Source organism: Salinicoccus sp. Bachu38 (genome assembly GCF_038561955.2).
Taxonomy (GTDB): Bacteria; Bacillota; Bacilli; order Staphylococcales; family Salinicoccaceae; genus Salinicoccus; species Salinicoccus bachuensis.
In genome coordinates, this window is sequence record NZ_CP138333.2 from 1,593,124 (window position 1) to 1,610,161 (window position 17,038).

19 protein-coding genes are annotated in these 17,038 nt (G+C 48.6%); 8 read left to right on the top strand and 11 right to left on the bottom strand.

The features are described from left to right. Positions 1–148 precede the first annotated feature (148 nt). Positions 149–1,672 (top strand): BCCT family transporter, encoded by a 1,524-nt coding sequence (locus tag RQP18_RS08015; protein WP_342389394.1) that lies wholly within the window; start codon positions 149–151, stop codon positions 1,670–1,672. Positions 1,673–1,694: 22 nt separating this feature from the next. Here the strand turns inward: RQP18_RS08015 and RQP18_RS08020 are convergent, their stop codons facing one another. Next, entirely contained in the window at positions 1,695–2,321 is a 627-nt protein-coding gene (locus RQP18_RS08020; RefSeq protein ID WP_342387211.1) for a GNAT family protein, read from the bottom strand. A gap of 91 nt (positions 2,322–2,412) precedes the next feature. Here RQP18_RS08020 and RQP18_RS08025 point away from each other — a divergent pair, with 91 nt between their 5' ends. Further along, a complete protein-coding gene (locus tag RQP18_RS08025; RefSeq protein ID WP_342387212.1) occupies positions 2,413–2,619 on the top strand; it encodes a hypothetical protein in 207 nt (68 codons plus the stop codon). A 12-nt stretch (positions 2,620–2,631) separates the two neighbouring features. Here RQP18_RS08025 and RQP18_RS08030 read toward each other — a convergent pair whose 3' ends face one another. From RQP18_RS08030 to RQP18_RS08040, 3 genes are read right to left on the bottom strand one after another with little or no spacing between them, the layout of a single operon-like run. Then, positions 2,632–3,552: an alpha/beta hydrolase gene (locus RQP18_RS08030; RefSeq protein ID WP_342387213.1), complete on the bottom strand. Its 921-nt coding sequence runs from the start codon at positions 3,550–3,552 to the stop codon at positions 2,632–2,634. 17 nt (positions 3,553–3,569) lie between these two features. Further along, the gene (locus tag RQP18_RS08035) at positions 3,570–4,064 is read right to left on the bottom strand and encodes a GNAT family N-acetyltransferase (RefSeq protein WP_342387214.1); all 495 of its coding nucleotides are present in this window, start codon (positions 4,062–4,064) and stop codon (positions 3,570–3,572) included. A 3-nt stretch (positions 4,065–4,067) separates the two neighbouring features. After that, positions 4,068–4,790 (bottom strand): metallophosphoesterase family protein, encoded by a 723-nt coding sequence (locus RQP18_RS08040; RefSeq protein ID WP_342387215.1) that lies wholly within the window; start codon positions 4,788–4,790, stop codon positions 4,068–4,070. Positions 4,791–4,924: 134 nt separating this feature from the next. On the opposite strand from RQP18_RS08040, the gene RQP18_RS08045 reads away from it, so the two are divergent. The 3 genes from RQP18_RS08045 (at position 4,925) to RQP18_RS08055 (ending at position 7,115) form a co-directional block, all read left to right on the top strand. After that, positions 4,925–5,497: a histidine phosphatase family protein gene (locus RQP18_RS08045; protein ID WP_373446002.1), complete on the top strand. Its 573-nt coding sequence runs from the start codon at positions 4,925–4,927 to the stop codon at positions 5,495–5,497. 15 nt (positions 5,498–5,512) lie between these two features. Continuing rightward, positions 5,513–6,565: a C45 family autoproteolytic acyltransferase/hydolase gene (locus tag RQP18_RS08050; protein ID WP_342387217.1), complete on the top strand. Its 1,053-nt coding sequence runs from the start codon at positions 5,513–5,515 to the stop codon at positions 6,563–6,565. A gap of 88 nt (positions 6,566–6,653) precedes the next feature. Continuing rightward, complete coding sequence (locus RQP18_RS08055; RefSeq protein WP_423246908.1) at positions 6,654–7,115, top strand: DUF421 domain-containing protein; 462 nt, start codon at positions 6,654–6,656, stop codon at positions 7,113–7,115. A gap of 13 nt (positions 7,116–7,128) precedes the next feature. On the opposite strand, the gene RQP18_RS08060 is transcribed toward RQP18_RS08055, so the two are convergent. Beyond that, a complete protein-coding gene (locus RQP18_RS08060; protein WP_342387219.1) occupies positions 7,129–8,319 on the bottom strand; it encodes a DUF418 domain-containing protein in 1,191 nt (396 codons plus the stop codon). A gap of 51 nt (positions 8,320–8,370) precedes the next feature. Then, complete coding sequence (gene cls / locus RQP18_RS08065) at positions 8,371–9,792, bottom strand: cardiolipin synthase (RefSeq protein ID WP_342387220.1); 1,422 nt, start codon at positions 9,790–9,792, stop codon at positions 8,371–8,373. Between the two features lie 331 nt (positions 9,793–10,123). Here cls and RQP18_RS08070 point away from each other — a divergent pair, with 331 nt between their 5' ends. Then, positions 10,124–10,750 (top strand): hypothetical protein, encoded by a 627-nt coding sequence (locus RQP18_RS08070; protein ID WP_342387221.1) that lies wholly within the window; start codon positions 10,124–10,126, stop codon positions 10,748–10,750. Positions 10,751–10,819: 69 nt separating this feature from the next. Here RQP18_RS08070 and RQP18_RS08075 read toward each other — a convergent pair whose 3' ends face one another. After that, a complete protein-coding gene (locus tag RQP18_RS08075; RefSeq protein WP_342387222.1) occupies positions 10,820–11,119 on the bottom strand; it encodes a hypothetical protein in 300 nt (99 codons plus the stop codon). A 25-nt stretch (positions 11,120–11,144) separates the two neighbouring features. Then, the gene (locus RQP18_RS08080) at positions 11,145–12,290 is read right to left on the bottom strand and encodes an MFS transporter (protein ID WP_342387223.1); all 1,146 of its coding nucleotides are present in this window, start codon (positions 12,288–12,290) and stop codon (positions 11,145–11,147) included. A gap of 95 nt (positions 12,291–12,385) precedes the next feature. On the opposite strand from RQP18_RS08080, the gene RQP18_RS08085 reads away from it, so the two are divergent. Then, complete coding sequence (locus RQP18_RS08085) at positions 12,386–12,880, top strand: hypothetical protein (protein WP_342387224.1); 495 nt, start codon at positions 12,386–12,388, stop codon at positions 12,878–12,880. A gap of 41 nt (positions 12,881–12,921) precedes the next feature. Here RQP18_RS08085 and RQP18_RS08090 read toward each other — a convergent pair whose 3' ends face one another. Further along, positions 12,922–13,905 (bottom strand): dipeptidase, encoded by a 984-nt coding sequence (locus RQP18_RS08090; protein WP_342387225.1) that lies wholly within the window; start codon positions 13,903–13,905, stop codon positions 12,922–12,924. 188 nt (positions 13,906–14,093) lie between these two features. Between RQP18_RS08090 and RQP18_RS08095 the strand changes: the two genes are divergently transcribed. Further along, positions 14,094–15,422 (top strand): YjiH family protein, encoded by a 1,329-nt coding sequence (locus RQP18_RS08095; RefSeq protein ID WP_342387226.1) that lies wholly within the window; start codon positions 14,094–14,096, stop codon positions 15,420–15,422. A gap of 65 nt (positions 15,423–15,487) precedes the next feature. Here RQP18_RS08095 and RQP18_RS08100 read toward each other — a convergent pair whose 3' ends face one another. Both RQP18_RS08100 and RQP18_RS08105 read right to left on the bottom strand, forming a co-directional pair. Further along, the gene (locus RQP18_RS08100) at positions 15,488–16,357 is read right to left on the bottom strand and encodes a TPM domain-containing protein (RefSeq protein ID WP_373446003.1); all 870 of its coding nucleotides are present in this window, start codon (positions 16,355–16,357) and stop codon (positions 15,488–15,490) included. Then, positions 16,354–16,938, bottom strand: coding sequence for a LemA family protein (locus tag RQP18_RS08105; RefSeq protein ID WP_342387228.1), 585 nt, complete (start codon positions 16,936–16,938; stop codon positions 16,354–16,356). The genes RQP18_RS08100 and RQP18_RS08105 overlap by 4 nt, the downstream gene beginning before the upstream one ends. Between the last annotated feature and the right edge of the window lie 100 nt (positions 16,939–17,038).

A 17,038-nucleotide genomic window follows, 5' to 3' on the forward strand; every position in this document is an offset into this window, starting at 1 on the left:
TGAACTGTTTTTACAATCCGCTACCCTTTTTAAGCGAATAGAAACATTGGCGGAAGGGTTTCATAGATCCATACCGGTTTTAATTCCCCGTAGGGACGGGTAGAATACTCAAAGATTTGAAAATAGTAGGAGGGATCTTGTGGCAAGAATGGTCGGGCTGCTCAAAGATAATGCTGTACTCTTCATCTCGGCAATCATCGTATTGGCTGTAGTAGTCTGGGGCGTCTTCATGCCGGACAGTATGGTTTCCACCACCGGCAGCATAATGGATTTCATCACGGCAGAATTTGGATGGTTCTACGTTATTTCCACTGCCCTGTTCATCATCTTCTGTCTCTATCTCGGCGTCGGTCCGTTTCGTAATATGAAACTCGGGAAACGGGACGATGAGGCAGAATATACTTATTTTCAGTGGATCGGCATGCTTTTTGCTGCAGGGATGGGTGTAGGTCTCGTATTCTGGGGAACTGCAGAACCCCTTTCCCACTTTGCGGATCCGCCTGCAGGGCTTGAACCCAAATCCCAGGCAGCAGCAGAACAGAGCCTGGTGCTCAGCGTATTCCATTGGGGAATACACCCTTGGGCGATATACTCCATCGTCGCACTCGGTCTCGCCTTTGCCAAATTCAGAAAGGATCTTCCCGGGCTGATCAGTTCGACCTTCTATCCACTGATCGGTTCCTACATCTCAAAATGGCCTGGCAAAATCATCGATATCATCGCCGTGCTTGCAACGACTGTAGGGATTGCCACTTCCTTCGGTCTGAGTGCGATGCAATTTGGTGTTGGTCTTGAACATGTATTCGGTCTGCCCAACAACAATATCAGCCAGCTCGTCATTATTGGGGCAGTCACCGTAATTTTTCTGGTATCGGCAGTTACAGGCATCAGCAAAGGCATGAAGTACTTGAGTGTGACCAACCTTATCATTGCGGCTGCATTGCTTGCCATTGTACTCATTCTGGGTCCCACCACCTATCTGATTGAGCATGTTTCAAAAACCATAGGAGGATACGGCAGTGATCTTTTCGGGATGACATTCAACACCACACCCTACAGTGAGGATAATGCTTGGATGAGCAACTGGACCCTTTTCTATTGGGCATGGCTCATTTCATGGAGCCCATTCGTCGGCACATTCATTGCCCGCGTTTCAAAGGGGCGTACACTGGGTGAGTTCATGTTCGGTGTACTGGTCATTCCCACGCTTGGTACATTGATATGGTTCGTGGTTTTCGGCGGGTCCGGATTATTCATGGAACTTGGCGGTCAGACTTCAATGTCGGACACAGTCACGCAGACGCCTGAAGTGGGACTCTTCCTTCTGCTCGACCAGTTTCATGGTGCAATCCTGCTCAATATCATGGCCCTTGTACTGATTGCAATATTCTTCATCACATCGGCAAATTCAGCGACATATGTACTGGGGGTCTTCACATCTGAAGGTAATCTCAATCCTTCAAACAGAGTGCTGGTTACATGGGGGATCCTGCTCTCGTCCATTGCTTCCGTGCTGCTTCTGAGCGGGGGACTGAACGGCCTGCAGTCCATTGCTACGATCACCGCTCTGCCTTTCGGCGTCATAATGATCTTCATGATGATCGCCCTCTACAGGAATCTGCGCACCGAAGGACGGAGCAACCAGAAAATTAAAGATGAGGAGCACTGGTAGTTCCTACCGTCTCCTCATCTTTTCATTTCCTGTAATAGGATATATATTCCCCATCAAATTCATTGCCTACATAATCGTCACCGTTTTCTAGCATCCATCCGGTATCCGTATAATGGACGCGCGTCGGCTCGCCGGACCGTACATACGGCTGCGAAAGATTCAGATGCATTACATGACGCTTCTTTCCATTATATTTGTATGTAGTCTTCCTTATCTTGAAACCGAGCCTGAATTTATCCTTGAGGCTTGGTATGTTCCCCGGCATTACTGTTGTCAGGACATCCCGGAACCTTCCATCCGCCCGAACCATTTCAATCAGCTGCCTGCCCATCCTGGTCTGGAGGCCTTTGCCTCTGTGTGAAGGGGCGATGAAGCTGATCTCGGAGTATATTACGCTTTTCTTATCTTTAATGCCCACATCGTCCGCCAGATGCTCACCTTCATCAGGTGTTGGAATATACATGGACCGGGAGGCTACCAGACGTCCTTCATCATAGGCGCCGATTATGAAACCCTGTGCAATAATTTCCTTGAATTCCCTCTCCGTCAGTGTCTGCAGCACTTCCTTGTCTTCAAGGCTTTCATATACTTTTTTCTGAAGAAAGAGCAATTCCGGCAGGTCTCCGAGATGCAGCGTTTTAAAATCCATCAAATCATCCTTTTTTATTTATAATATGCTCAATATGTCACGTTTGAGCCCAGGGTACTGCGGATATATACATAATGAGGAGTTGGTGCATATGGCAATCTTGGTAAAGGTTAAGGACAGCACGAACGACAGGACGGATTTCCAGTATATCCGGAATGATAAAGTGAATGAATTTGATAAATCGGAATATATCCTCCAGGAAATTTCCTCCGAAAACGACAAGTTCATCCAGTTCATCTACCCCGGGCATACAGAAACATTTACACAATTCAGGATCAATTATACTAAAAGACGCTGAGTCCAGCGTCTTTTAATTTTGTTCCAGAATCTCACTCAGCCAGCTGAACATGAGGTTCGTCCATTGTGATGCGCGTTCGTCCACCATGCCGGTCACTCCTGTCGCCAGGCTCAGGCCATGGTTCCCACTCTTGAATGTATGGAGTTCCCAGGGTATCTGGTTCGTCTCCAACGCTTTCGCAAAATCGAGTGCGTTCTGCACGAATACGAGCTTGTCTTCGACGGTATGCCAGATGAAAGTCGGTGGTGTATCTTTGGAGACATGAGCCTTGAGGTCAGCCCGTTCGATGGTTTCATCCTCGATATTGTGGCCGAATACCATTCTGGAGGCCGTCGACATGTACCTCGGCTCCCCGATGCCCCGTTCCTCGGCAATATCCCTGTTCAGCATATAGTCCAGGATCGGATAGGCCAGCACCTGGAAATTCGGCCGGTACCACCTTGACTCCTGAGCTGTGAGTTCACTGAGCCATGCCGAATTCCAGTGTACGCCAAGACTCGCTGCCAGATGGCCGCCCGCAGAGAATCCGACTGTACCGATCTGATCCGGATTCACATTGAACTCATGGCAGTTTTCCCGGATGAAGGTAATCGTCTGTGCCAGTTCCACCAGAGGTCCCGGAAACTCGGAGCCGAGCACCTCGTCCTCCCCGACCATGGAGGCGATCTGATACAGTTCGTCCCTGTTCGTCCGTCTGTCCTCCCTTCTCATCGCCGTGCCGATGGTCGAATACCTGAGTATGAACACATGGTATCCTTTCGCCAGAAACTCGTACCCTACAGGTTCCGCCTCCCTTTCGGATACATACATGTAGCTTCCGCCCGGACAGATGACAACCGCCGGTCTCCCCTCCTTCTCATACACTGCACTTTCACCAAGCATCATCGTCACTTCGGCATGTTTGTCACCAATATAAAAACTTTGCAGATTCATATGTCTCCCCCACCATTTCAGTTGATCAGTCTATAAAGGTATATTTCATTTCTGTATTCCCCATCTATGAACAGCGCGTCGATCCGTTCGCCTTCCTTTTTGAACCCGAGCGCCGTATACAGCTCGATCTCTTCTTCAAAATCATCCCGGATGGAAAGCTCAAGCCGGTGGATCCGGTTCCCTTCCGCCCAGTGGATGGCTGCATTCAACAGATTTCTTCCTATGCTGTTCTGCTGATCTGTCTGCAGCACACCAAGGGACACGTTGGCCCGGTGCGCCGTCATTTCATTATGATTCCCCAACAGGCTGATGTAGCCCATCATCCTCTCCTGCTCGATGGCGACAAAAATCTGCCGTTTTGCATTCTGCAGTACAGACGATAGGAGTGACTCCGTATTCGAGATGTTGAGGGCCTGTTCCTCATACAGATCATCTTTGCTGTTTGCTTCCAATGTCAGCAGTAAATTGAGGAATTGTTCAATATCCCGCATTTCTATCGGACGGATTTCCATGCTCTAACCTCCTTCCTTAAGCAATACATTCAGTATGAAATCGATCGCTGGTGGATTTTCTTTCCTGAGTCCATCAATGAAGGACTTGCGGTCATAATGGATATTCCTATGCATGATATGGATGGCACCATCATTTTCGATTTCCATGATGGCATATGGTGCATAGGCTTTCGATGTGACCCCCAGCGGCCCCGGATTGAGGAATATCTGATGGTCCGTTTCAAAATGGTGCCTCATATGGTCGTGGCCAAAAAGGACAAGGTCATACTTTTCATCCTGATAGGTATGCGCCAGACTTTTTACAGACGGAGCCGGATCGATTGGGCTGTAGGCGGCATCCGCATCCAGATGGTAATGGGTGAGGAGGATGCTGCAGACTCCGACTTCCCTCTCCAAAGTCAGGGGCAGCGCCCCGAGGAACTGCTGATATTTCGGGTCCAGATGTTCCGCCACCCATAAATGATGGTCATGCTCAGGACCAGTGACTTCAGAAGGCATGTTCCGCAATGCCTTCACCACCTCATCATCGTGATTGCCCCGGATGATGGTGAGATTATCCAGTCTTTCAAGCAACTCCAGCACTTCATTCGTCTGATGCCCCAGGGAAATGACATCCCCAAGGCAATAGACCGCATCAATATCAAACTTTCCCATATCCTCTATTACACTGGATAATGCATGGTGGTTGCCATGGATATCGGAAATGACCGCTATCTTCCTGTTCAATGTCCACACCCTCCATCAATTTTCGCTCTTATGCTCCATTTTAACAAAAGTTCCTTGGTTCACCTATCATTTCAATCTCATGTTATCATATATATAAAATACAATTGAGGTGTGACATGACTAGAATTTGCCTAGTGAGACACGGTCTGACAGAATACAACCATTTGAGGAAACTCCAGGGTTCTTCCGACATCCCTCTGAATGCTGAAGGGGAATATCAGGCGGAATGTGCCGCTGAAAAATTGAAGGATGAACCCTTCGATGCGATAGTTTCAAGCCCGCTCGGACGCGCCCACCGTACAGCGGAAATCATAAACCAGCACCATCAGCTGCCAATCCATACGATGGACGAATTGAAAGAGCAGCACTTCGGAACACTTGAAGGGAGCCACATCGATGATATCATCGAAAAGTACCCGAATGGCGAACTGCCCGGAGCTGAAACATTCGACGCGCTATCCGCCCGTGCGGAAAAAGCCATAAGACATATCCATGAACAGTTCGAAGGCCAATATGTGCTGCTGACCGCACACTCCAGGACGATCAAATCCATACTGGCACTATACAGCGATGAAATCGACATGCTCCGGACAAAGCTCGACAACTGCAGTCTGAGCCATATCGAATTCTTAGACTCGAAATGGCATGTGCACGAGTATAATGTACAGACATATGCGGAAAGCGCCCAGGAAGAGCACAAAAAATAGAGGAGCATCAATCATATGCAGAAGATAAACGCTTTGGTCCAGCCCTTCAGAGGGAGCCATTTCGACTATGGCATACAGCAGGGCAGATGGCTGGAACAGACCCATTACATGCAGAACAGGAACTACGAGTGGATAAAGCGCCGACCGAAGTTCGACCTCGACTACGATGAAACAAAGCAGCTCTATATGCACTTTGCCCCCCGCATCTGGGAGGAGATCATGGGGCTCCAGGAGTCACTCGGGATCACCGACCGTGAGGTGTTGCTCAATCTTGCCCATTACAGGGTCTCACCACGCGATAATGGATGCAGTGTCTATATGGATGATGATGTATTCATCAGAAACTATGATTATCATCCGAATACTTACGATGGGATGTACAAACTTTTTCAGCCCGATCATGGATATGCGCATATCGGTCCTGCGTCCCGGGTAACGGGTAGAATGGACGGCATGAACGAACACGGCCTCATCATGGCCTACAATTTCATGAACAGGAAACAACCGTTCGATGGTTTTACATGCTTCATCATCGGCCGCTTCATCCTGGAACTGTGCAAAACGGCGGATGAGGCGAAAGCACTGCTTCAGGCACTCCCCCATCGTGGCGGATTCAGCTATATCATTCAGGACAGGGAGAATGATTCCTTCATTGCAGAAACTTCCGCCCGTGGCATGGAATTCCGCGAAGCCCACATATGTACGAACCACTACGAGAAGCTTGCACATGAAAACAGGAGATACCTTGTCGACTCGAAGGAGCGTCTTGATATCCTTCAGGATATACACTCCACTTCAAAGAGCGAACTACTCGCCCTCTTCACTGGTCCGGCCCACGGACTTTTCGTGGACAACTACAGAAGCTGGGCTGGCACCATCCATACATCCCTGTATGACAGGAAGAACCTGAAAGCCGGCATACGCCTCGGTGGAGAGGGACACGTACATGAATTTGATTTTGCAGACTGGCTGGATGGTGGCGACATCATGCAGACACAGATTGATGGAAAGATTGATACGGATCTCAGCTTCACCAGTGCCGACTGGCAGTTGAAATCCAGAATATAAACCCAGGGAGGTGGATAGTATCCTCGAATTCGATAAAGTCATATTCAGTAACTTTGATGTCATTATACGGACTGTGCTGGTCGGAGTCATGGCCTACCTTTCCCTTGTTGTCCTCCTCCGGGTGAGCGGCAAGCGGACCCTGACCAAGATGAATGCCTTCGATTTCATCGTAACAATCGCACTCGGTTCCATCCTGGCCAGCATCATCACGAGCAAGGACATCACACTTGCCCAGGGCATCACTGCATTCCTTGTGCTTGTCATCATGCAGTATATCTTCACCAAGCTGTCTGTAAAGAGCCAAGCATTCAGCAATCTCATAAAATCTCAGCCCGCCCTGCTCTATTACAATGGAGAATTTTTGACACAGAACATGAAGAAGGAACGGGTGCTGGAAATCGAAATCAGACAGGCGGCCCGCTCCAGCGGCAAGGACGACATGGCCGAAGTCATGGCAGTCGTGCTTGAAACCGACGGCAGCATTTCCGTCATCAGCAATCAATCCGATGAGCCGAGTCTGGATAAGCTGTTCAAAGAGGTAAAAAAATAAGACCTGTGAGGTCTTATTTTTTTATCGGCAATATCCTGCCATATGTCAATGTACGCCAGATCCACTCGAGCGGACCATAGCTGAAGGCCTTCATCCACAGATGGCTGAGTACAATCTGCAACATGAACGTTGCAAGCACAACTACAGGGAACCACACTGCCCCGATCGTATTGAACAGGTCGAAACCGAAAAATAGGACGATCATCAGAACACTCTGCAGGATGTAGTTCGTCAGTGCCATCTGGCCCACCGGCTGGAGAAGCCTGGTCAGTCCTTTGAACCGTCCGAGCATGAGCAGCAGCACCGCTACATAGCCGAGTGACATCAATGGTCCGCCCGCAGTATAGGCAAGCATGGTTGCGATCGACCATGCGGGGTCATCCATGCCGTATGTCATCCCGTATCCGGTAGCCAGCTTTATCGGCAGCCCGATGCCAATGCCGAAAAGCGCTACTTTCCACAGCAGTCCACGGATGGAGGACAGTCTATCGAAATAGCCCTTCTGGCCAACATACAGACCAATCAGAAACACTGCCAGTACAAGAGGCACCATCACTACATTGTTCGTCATCATCAGTCCGAGTATCGACATATTCAGGGATATGATGTCTCCATAGGAACCGGAAGCCGCCGCCATCATATCCACACCGTAACTGGAAGCGGAAACCGCACCCATGTCCATATCCCGTATCGAAAACATCAGGAGTGTGAGCAGCAGTACAAATACGGTGCCGAGCAGAAGAATCACACCCGAGATGACGAGGTTGAACTTCGGAGGCAGCCGATAGAAAAAAAGCAGCAGCAATCCTGTTATCGCATAGACGGTAAGGATATCACCATACCAGATGAATACCGCATGGATGAGGCCGATGACGAGCAGTATGATCATTCTGCGAATGAACAGAAGATATGTGGAACCCGATTTCTTTTCAGCCCTGGAGAGGAAAATATAGAAACCGAGTCCGAAAAGGAAGGAAAACATCGTGTAGAAATTGGACGTCACAAGCGTATTGATCAGAAAGATGACGATTGAATTGGTACCGGAATAGATGTCACTCGTATTCATCGTCAGCTGGTCCTCCATATGTGGTCCGGCAAAACTCATGATATTCATCATCAGAATGCCGAAAAGTGCAAATCCGCGTACCGCATCAATTTCGAACACCCTTTCTGATGACTGTACGGGCGAGTAGTCCTGTTGCATAGCATGCCTCCTGAAATACAGAATTCTTTATTAAATCATACCATATTCCAGCTAGAGCAGTGGAGAAAGCATACGGGAGACGGATTCTTTTGTTTTCTGATAGAAGGAGCGGCTCTCATACATCTCTTCAGTAAGCTGTGTGGAAGATGCCATATCCTTTTGGAAGGTCTCTCTCATCTCTTCTGCAAATCTTTCGTGATAGATGAAAGTGTTTATTTCGAAATTCAGTTCGGCGCTCCTCATGTCCACATTTGCCGTTCCGACTGAAGAGACTTTGTCATCGATCACCATCGACTTTGCATGGAGGAAACCGTGCTCGTATATATAGATTTTTGCACCTGCCCTCATCATCTCGGCTACGAAGGAGAATGTTACCGGGTAGACAAACGGGTGATCGGGCTTGTTGGGTATCATGATCCGCACATCCACACCACTCAAAGCTGCGACACGGAGGGAAGCGAGGAAACCCGGTGTTGGAATGAAATAGGGACTCTGAATGTAGATATAGTCTTCAGCTTCCTGGACAATTTTGATGAAGCCGTGCAAAATCTCTCCGCCCCGCGCATCCGGTCCGCTGGAAACAATCTGCAGCGGCACGTCCCCATCTGAAGAGGAGGCTGGGAAATAGTGGTCGTCAAAGTCGATTCCTCCATTTCGCCTGGCCTTGTTCCAGTCCGAGATGAAACGCTCCTGGAGCCTGTGGACAGAACTTCCTTCCATACGGAGATGCGTGTCCCTCCAGTAACCGAGATCCTTGTTGCCTCCAAGGTATTCATCGCCGACATTATACCCGCCCATGTAGCCGATCCTGCCGTCGATCATCACCAGTTTACGGTGGTTTCTGAAATTCAGACGGAATTTCAGAAGCGACGAGAAAATGGGAAAGGAGGCTTGCGTTTCTCCGCCATGTCTATGAAGTTCAGAAAAGAATTTTCTTCCAATTTTACGCGAACCGAAGCCGTCGTACAGGAAACGCACTTGGACACCTTCCTTCGCCTTTTCCGTAAGCAAGTCGCGCAGTTGGCTGCCGAGCTCATCTTTCCGCATAATGTAGTATTGCAGGTGGATATGCTGTCTGGCTGCCCGTATGTCCTCAAAAAGCGCTTCGAATTTCTCGTGGCCATCCGTATACATCTGTATCTTATTGTTCTCGGAAAGCGGGGAATCGTCATTCTTTAGCAGCATGCCAATCAAGGAACTGAATTTTTCGGGAAGCGAGTCCGGAAGAAACAGACGATTCCCATCAAATGCTGCTTTCTGGTCTTTCAGCATCCCCTCGCTTGATGGAAGCGTGTCATTGGACCATTCCTTCTTTCCAGCCGACCTGCCAAGGAGCAGATAGAGGAAGAAGCCGAGTACCGGGAGGAAGAACAGGACCATCAGCCATGCCCACAAGGATGTGGCATCCTTTTTTCCAAAAATGACAATGAAAGCTGCCAGGATAATATTCATGATCAGAGCGATATTGCTCACTGTATTCCACCATTGCCAATCCATCCAAAACATACTGCCACCTGCTTCCTGATCTCTTTCTGTTACTTCAATATTGTACTGTTTCCTTTTTGATATCCCTTAAAACTCCTGCATTTTTGTAATATATTGAATAGAGTGCACTGTTTCGGATATAACTACTAAACAGCACATGGAAGAATATCATCCTCAGATCTTGCGGGGTAAAAGGAGGGGTTTTGTGTCAGCCACGCATTGGCTAAGTCTTTTATTTGTCGTCGGCTTCATAGCTGTACATTTCACTTCTAAATATATAAAACTCTCGACCGCTTCTCCGAGGAGTCTCTGGTTTTCAATGTTTGGGGGTGCTGCACTTGCCTATGTATTCCTCATCCTTCTGCCTGAGTTGAACAAGTATCTCGAGAGGGTCAAGACGGCAGTGGAAAGCTGGACGATATACCTGGACAACTATACGTATCTGCTCGCCCTTTTCGGGCTGCTTATATACTACGGTATGGATATGCTGGCCAAAAGCAGGGATGGGATGGAAAGTGACAATCCGCCCTCCCGTTCGTTGCCGGTACTTCTCGTTCATATGACTGCTTTCTTTCTGTACAATGTCACAATCGGATACTTGCTGGTACGAGAAGAATTCTCAAGCCATATGGGCATGGCAACCTATTTCATCGCTTTGTCCGCACACTTCATTGCTACGGATTTCACACTGAAGGAGATTCATGAGAAAAACTATGAAAAATATGGCAGATGGCTTCTGAGTGCAGCCATCCTGATCGGATGGCTGATCGGCATCACATTGAAGGTGCACGAAGTGGCAGTAAGCATCGCCGTCTCTCTTCTTGCCGGAGGAATCATCTTCAACGTTTTCAAAGATGAATTGAAGGAAGGCACTTTCAAAAATTACTTCGCTTTCCTGGGAGGTGCACTCATTATTGCAGCACTGGTTACGCTATTCAGATCTTGAGCCTGATTCCCGATTGACCGAAGGCGGACTTGCAGTTGCACCTATACTTTCAGATATTAAAAAAGGAACTCAAAACCATTGAGTTCCTTTTCCTATCCAATCTATATCAATCGTCTCCACCGGAGTGCCTGTGACATATGAATAGAGATAATATATGAGCAGTGCCACAAGGGGCAGAAATACGAATATGAACAGAAACACTTTCAGGAATTTCGTAAAGACGCGATAAAGCAACCCGAGGACGACCAACGTGATGGCAGTGACCGCCACAGATTGGAAACTGTAGCCGATGTCTGCCAGATCAAGGTAGTTGAGTCCGTATATGACGAAAAATGAGAGCGCAATAATTAGTATCAATCTGATGAACATTTGACCTCACACCCTTTTTACTGGCTTATTGGTATGTCTGCTCCGGTTCTTTGACGAATATCGCACATACAAGTCCCAGCGCAATGATGAATACGCTGAGCCATGGTGCATACCCGATGTCGAACTGGCTGATGTAGATGCCGCCGATGACGGCGCCGATGCCGATGCCGAGGTTGAGCCCGGACATGTTCCAGCTGAAGACGACAGCTGCAGAACCCTGCACATTCTCGACCAGGCCGCTTTGGACTGCCGGGCTTGTACTCCACTGGAAGAGACTCCAGAGGAAGAGGTTGATATAGAACAGCGCCGGAATTCCATATATCAGCGGCATGATCGCCATTGATACGATGAACAGCGACAGCATGATCATCAACGTCCGCCTTGTACCGATCCTATCGACCAGGTTGCCGCCGAGGATGGTCCCGAGCATGCCGCCTACACCGGCAATCAACAGTGCAATGGAGACATTTTCTATGCTGTAGCCGTTGGTTGTCATGAGCGGCGAAATATAGCCGAGCACAATATAGTTTCCGATCAGTACAGACATCGTCACCCCTATGTAGAGTACGATGTTCCTCTTGTCCAGTATCTTGTCCGGAACGGGATCACCCAGATCCTCGCCCCTTTTATTCGGAGCCAGAGCAATGATGCCTAATCCTACTATAACCGCAATGGCAATGACAAGCCAGAAAATGATTCGCCAGCCGAACTGCTGACCGATGATCGTGCCGATCGGAATGCCGAAGACATTCGCTGCACTGAAGCCCATATAGACCAGTGCAATCATGCGTCCGCGTATGGCCGGCTCTGAAAGCAGCACAGTCATATCCATGATCTTGACGATGAAGACTGCTGCTGCAAGCGCTGTAATGACCCGTCCCAACGCCAGCATCATGAATGTGCTGGACAGTCCGAAGATTATATTCCCAAGGACGAAGACAACCAGGGAAACAAGAATGACGGGTTTCGGCCTTAATTTTTCAGTCGCTTTGACGAGTATGGGGCCAAAAACCGCAAAACTCACTGCATATACTGTAATCAGCTGTCCTGTCAGGGCATTTGAAATACCAAGATCCGAACTCATCAGTTCCAATATGCCTGAAATGATGAGTTCCATCATGCCCAGAAGAAAGACGCCGACAGTAAATGTTATTAATAATTTTCTGTTCATTATAATCACCTATTCAAAAAGTCAACCTGGCTATTATACAACATAACACGGTCCAATCAAACCAATACATGTTAAAATGTATTGGAGGTGGTATTATGAGAAAATTTCTCCCGTTGTTGATATTTCTGCTTCTCGCAGGGTGTACACAGGCTGATCAGGATGCGCTGGATGAACTATACGAGGCTTTTGAAAGGAATCATAATGAACTTGAAAATGAATTTTCCGATATGCTCAGTGAGATGGAAGACGGCGGTGACCGGGAAGCCCAACTCAAGATGATATATGATGAGATGCTTCCAAGAATTGAAGATTTCAGAAGGACCATCCATAACTATTCGGTCACCGGAACAGAACACGAGCAGCTTAAGGAAGAGATGCTCACCTATATCGATTCCCTGGAAACACTGGTCGAATTGAATGGGGAATTCAACCGTACAGTCATCAGCTACAATCCGCTTGGAGACACTGAATTCAAAGAGGAAGTCGATGACCTCCTTGCTGAAATAGAATCTCAGGAGAATCAGGTGGAGGAACGCCATAGCCAGATCCAGGAAAAATACGAATCACTGACTTCAGATGAAAGCTCATAAAAAGACTTGTCCTAGGAGGTGGTTACCCCTAAAAGTTAGATTTACAACTCTAACTTTTGGGGGTCGGTACCGGACAAGTCTTTTTTTACGAACTTTTCTTTGAAGTTCAGATGTGTGATTCTTTCGGTGAATGCCTCTCCGTAGTTCTGGACAAGCGCCTCTACAAGATTCTGATAATCGCCTGCATCCTCGAGCCCACCTACATATGATCCGATGCCATCAAAATCCGATCCGAGTCCGATGGCGTGTTCTCCCCCAAGCTCGATGATGCGATCTATGTGAGGGAAAAGATCTTCTATGCCGGGATTCCCTTTTTTAATGAATGGCGGATTGAATACGATGTTCACCATGCCGCCTTTGTCAATCAGCGCCCTGATCTGCTCATCGTAGAGATTCCTTCGATGGTCGAATACACCTCTTGCATTGGAATGTGTTGCAATGACACGGTCGGCATTTCCAATCACATCATCCACCCCTTCCGGATTCAGGTGGCTGACATCGACGAGGATATCATGACTGTTGCAGCACTCTACAAGCTCAAGACCGAATTTGGACAGTCCGGCACCCCTCTGCTCTCCAACCCCGTCAGCAGCAAGATTGGTATCGTTCCATGTCAGGCCGACAGATAGTACACCCAGCCTGAAGAGGGTCCGCAGCTTCATCAGATCGTTGCCTACAGCATCTGCACCTTCAAGCGCAAGCACCGCCCCGATCTCCCCCTCTTCCAAACGATCGATCTCCTCGAAGTTCCTGATATGCACAAATCCCTCCTCGGCCAGCACTTCATTGTAGAAACAATCCACCTGTTCGAGTGCATGCTGCCATTTCTCATTATCCGGCAGCATCGGTGGGATGAAGATGGCAAAGAATTGGACCTTGACGCCACCCTTCCTCAGCTTCTCAGCACTTGTGTCGAGGTTCTCACCATCCTTGAAATCCAGGACGCGTTCCCGACTTCGGTAGCTCTCCCTGTAATCGGATTGAAGTTTCAGCAGTGCATCACAATGTGTATCGATGATTTCCATTCCATCTCCTCCTTTTCTGCGAGTATAACAATAATCATGAATATCTTGAATCAATATGGAAAGAATTAGATTGCATAACTATTAATAGTTGTATAAAATAAATTCAGTATGTGAAAACGTTTTCTTTGTTTTTTGAGATTTACAAGTTTGAATTGACATGTATAATTATTTAATAAGGAGGCTTTATTATGCATAAACGTGCAACTTTATTTAAATTTATCATTCCTTCACTAATCGGGGCACTCATGTTCCTTTTCCCTCTGAATATTGATGGGGAGACGACGATACCCGTCGCATATCTTGCAAATGCACTCAATGAACTGCTGGGCTATGACAATGTTGTTCTCATCGTTGTGATATTGATAAACATTTCCGCCCTGCTGACCGTCCTTTTCAGCTGGGTGGTCAATCCGGGTTACGAATTTCTCAGAAACCTGTTCCGGATGAATGCAATATGGGTCATCCTGCGCGTGCTGGGTGCAGTGTTCTCACTGATGGCATACTTCGTCTTCGGCCCTGAATTCATAAACTCCGAAGTCACCGGTGGACTGATGCTCTATGATCTCCTGCCGACACTGTTTGCCATATTCCTGTTTGCCGGAATACTGCTGCCGCTTCTGCTCAACTATGGCCTGCTCGAATTCATCGGTACCATGTTCGCCAAAATCATGCGCCCACTGTTCACCCTGCCGGGCCGTTCCACAGTGGATAACCTGGCATCTTGGGTTGGAGATGGCACGGTCGGCGTCCTGCTGACGAGCAAGCAGTATGAGAACGGCTACTACTCCAAGAGGGAAGCTGCGGTCATTGCGACAACTTTCTCTGTAGTGTCCATCACGTTCTCCATCGTTATACTCGATCTGATCGGCCTGATGGACCGTTTCTTCCTGTTCTACATGACCATCATCATTGCAGGCATCATCGCTGCATTGATCATGCCGAGGATTCCGCCATTATCCCGCATTAAGGATGACTATTATGTAGAGGGGAAATCCATAGACGAAACCGTCCCTTCAGGGTACAACCCACTCTCATGGGGCTACAAGAAGGCACTTGACAGGGCAGACGAAGCTGAAGGATTCGGTGGTTTTCTGAAAGATGGCGTGAAAACGGTCGGAGATATGTGGTTTGCGGTACTGCCGATTGTCATGGCCATCGGTACTCTCGGCACGATATTTGCCGAGTATACACCAGTGTTCACATGGATCGGCGCACCTTTCGTTCCGATTCTGGAACTGATGAATGTGCCGGAAGCACAGGCTGCTTCGGAATCGCTATTCATCGGATTCACCGATATGTTCCTTCCGGCCATATTGATCGAAGGGGTCTCTTCCGATATGACCCGATTCATCATCGGTACACTGAGCATCACGCAGCTCATCTACCTTTCCGAAGTCGGTGGTGTCATACTCGGTTCCAAAATACCGGTCGGAATCGGAAAGCTGTTCATCATCTTCCTGCTCCGTACCGCAATTACACTGCCGGTCATCGTAGTGATTGCCCATATATTCTTTTAAGGATGCAAAAAAGCTTCCGGGTTCAAATCAATTTGAATCCGGAAGCTTTTCTATTATATGAAGTTTTAGAAGCCACGTCCAGCACCGCCACCGCCACCGGAGCCGCCGCCGAATCCACCGAAGCCGCCACCACCAAAACCGCCGCCGCGTCCACCGCCGCCGGATGGTGGAAAGAATACTACAGGCCCCCGTCTGCGTCCGCGACGACCGCCACCTCTTGGGGGCTTGCCGCCGCCACCCATGAGCTTGAACAGCAGATAGATGACGACCATCGCGAAGATGAGTCTGAAGATGGATCCCCCTGTGCCGAGACCCTGTCCGTCTCCTGCACCCATGCTGGTGTCTGCTTCAGGCGTCTCCCGGGTGAACTCACCCTCTTCATATCCATATGCCTCGAGCGATTCCTGATAGAGTGCCTGATAGAGGTTCGAGAGGCCCTGCTCATAATTTGAGGCGGCAGCTTCAGAGCCATCCTCCGCTTCAGCCGCCGCGACGAAATGCTCCATGGCGACTTCATCGATGATCCTGCCGATTTTCGCGTCGTTCAGATAGCCTTCGATGCCATAGCCGACCTGGACCTCGACACCCCGGTTGTTGTATTCATTGCCGTTGTCCAGGTTAAGGAGAATCACAATGCCATTGTCATCCTCCTGTTTGCCGACGCCATATTCACGCAGCGCCTTGAGTGCGTAATCCTGTCTATGCTCCTGCCCGGTCGATGGCATGGTGAGCAGCAGCATTTCAACGCCTGTGCCCTCTTCCAGATGCGTCCCCATCTGATTGAGCTCCTCAATCGTCGCTTCGCTCAGCACTTCTGCGTTATCCTGGATGAAATAGTGGGAAGTGTCGAGAGACGGAAGAGACACCCGTGCCTCAGCAGGGAGACTGGAAAATACAAACATGAGCAGCATGAGCACAACCAGGCGTTTCATCATTCTTCATCCTGTTCGGTGTTGAATTCAACTTCCGGAACATCCCTGCTCGACTCATCCGCTTCGAAATACGGTTTTTCATCGAAACCGAACAGTCCGGCCACCATATTGCCCGGGAAGGTCCTCGTGTTCCTGTTGTATTCCTGTACAGCCGTATTATAATCCTGGCGGGCGACCGCAATGCGGTTTTCAGCCCCTGCGAGTTCATCGCGGAGACCTGTGAACTGCTCGCTCGCCTGGAGGTCCGGATAATTTTCCGATATGGCCAGCAGCCTTGATAAAGCCGAACGCACTTCGTTGTCTGCCTCAGCCATCTCTTCCACATTCTGTGCACCGGACAGCCGGCTTCTCGCCTCGGCGATGTCCGTGAAGATTTCCTCTTCATGGGAAGCATACCCCTGAACTGTGCTCACAAGGTTCGGAATCAGGTCTCCCCTTCTCTGCAGCTGCGTTTCAATCTGGGATTCCTTCTGGTTCACTTCCTCCTCAAGATTGACGAACTGATTATATTTCGGCGCAAATATGATTGCCAGAATAATGAAGAATCCAACAATGACGCCCAATGGAATAAGTATTTTTCTCATTTTTCTTCTCCTGTTCTGCACTTTGTTATATCTTTATCTTACCATTAATCATATCATTTCAAACCTTGATGCATGACAAATGGGACCGGTGCAGTGCACC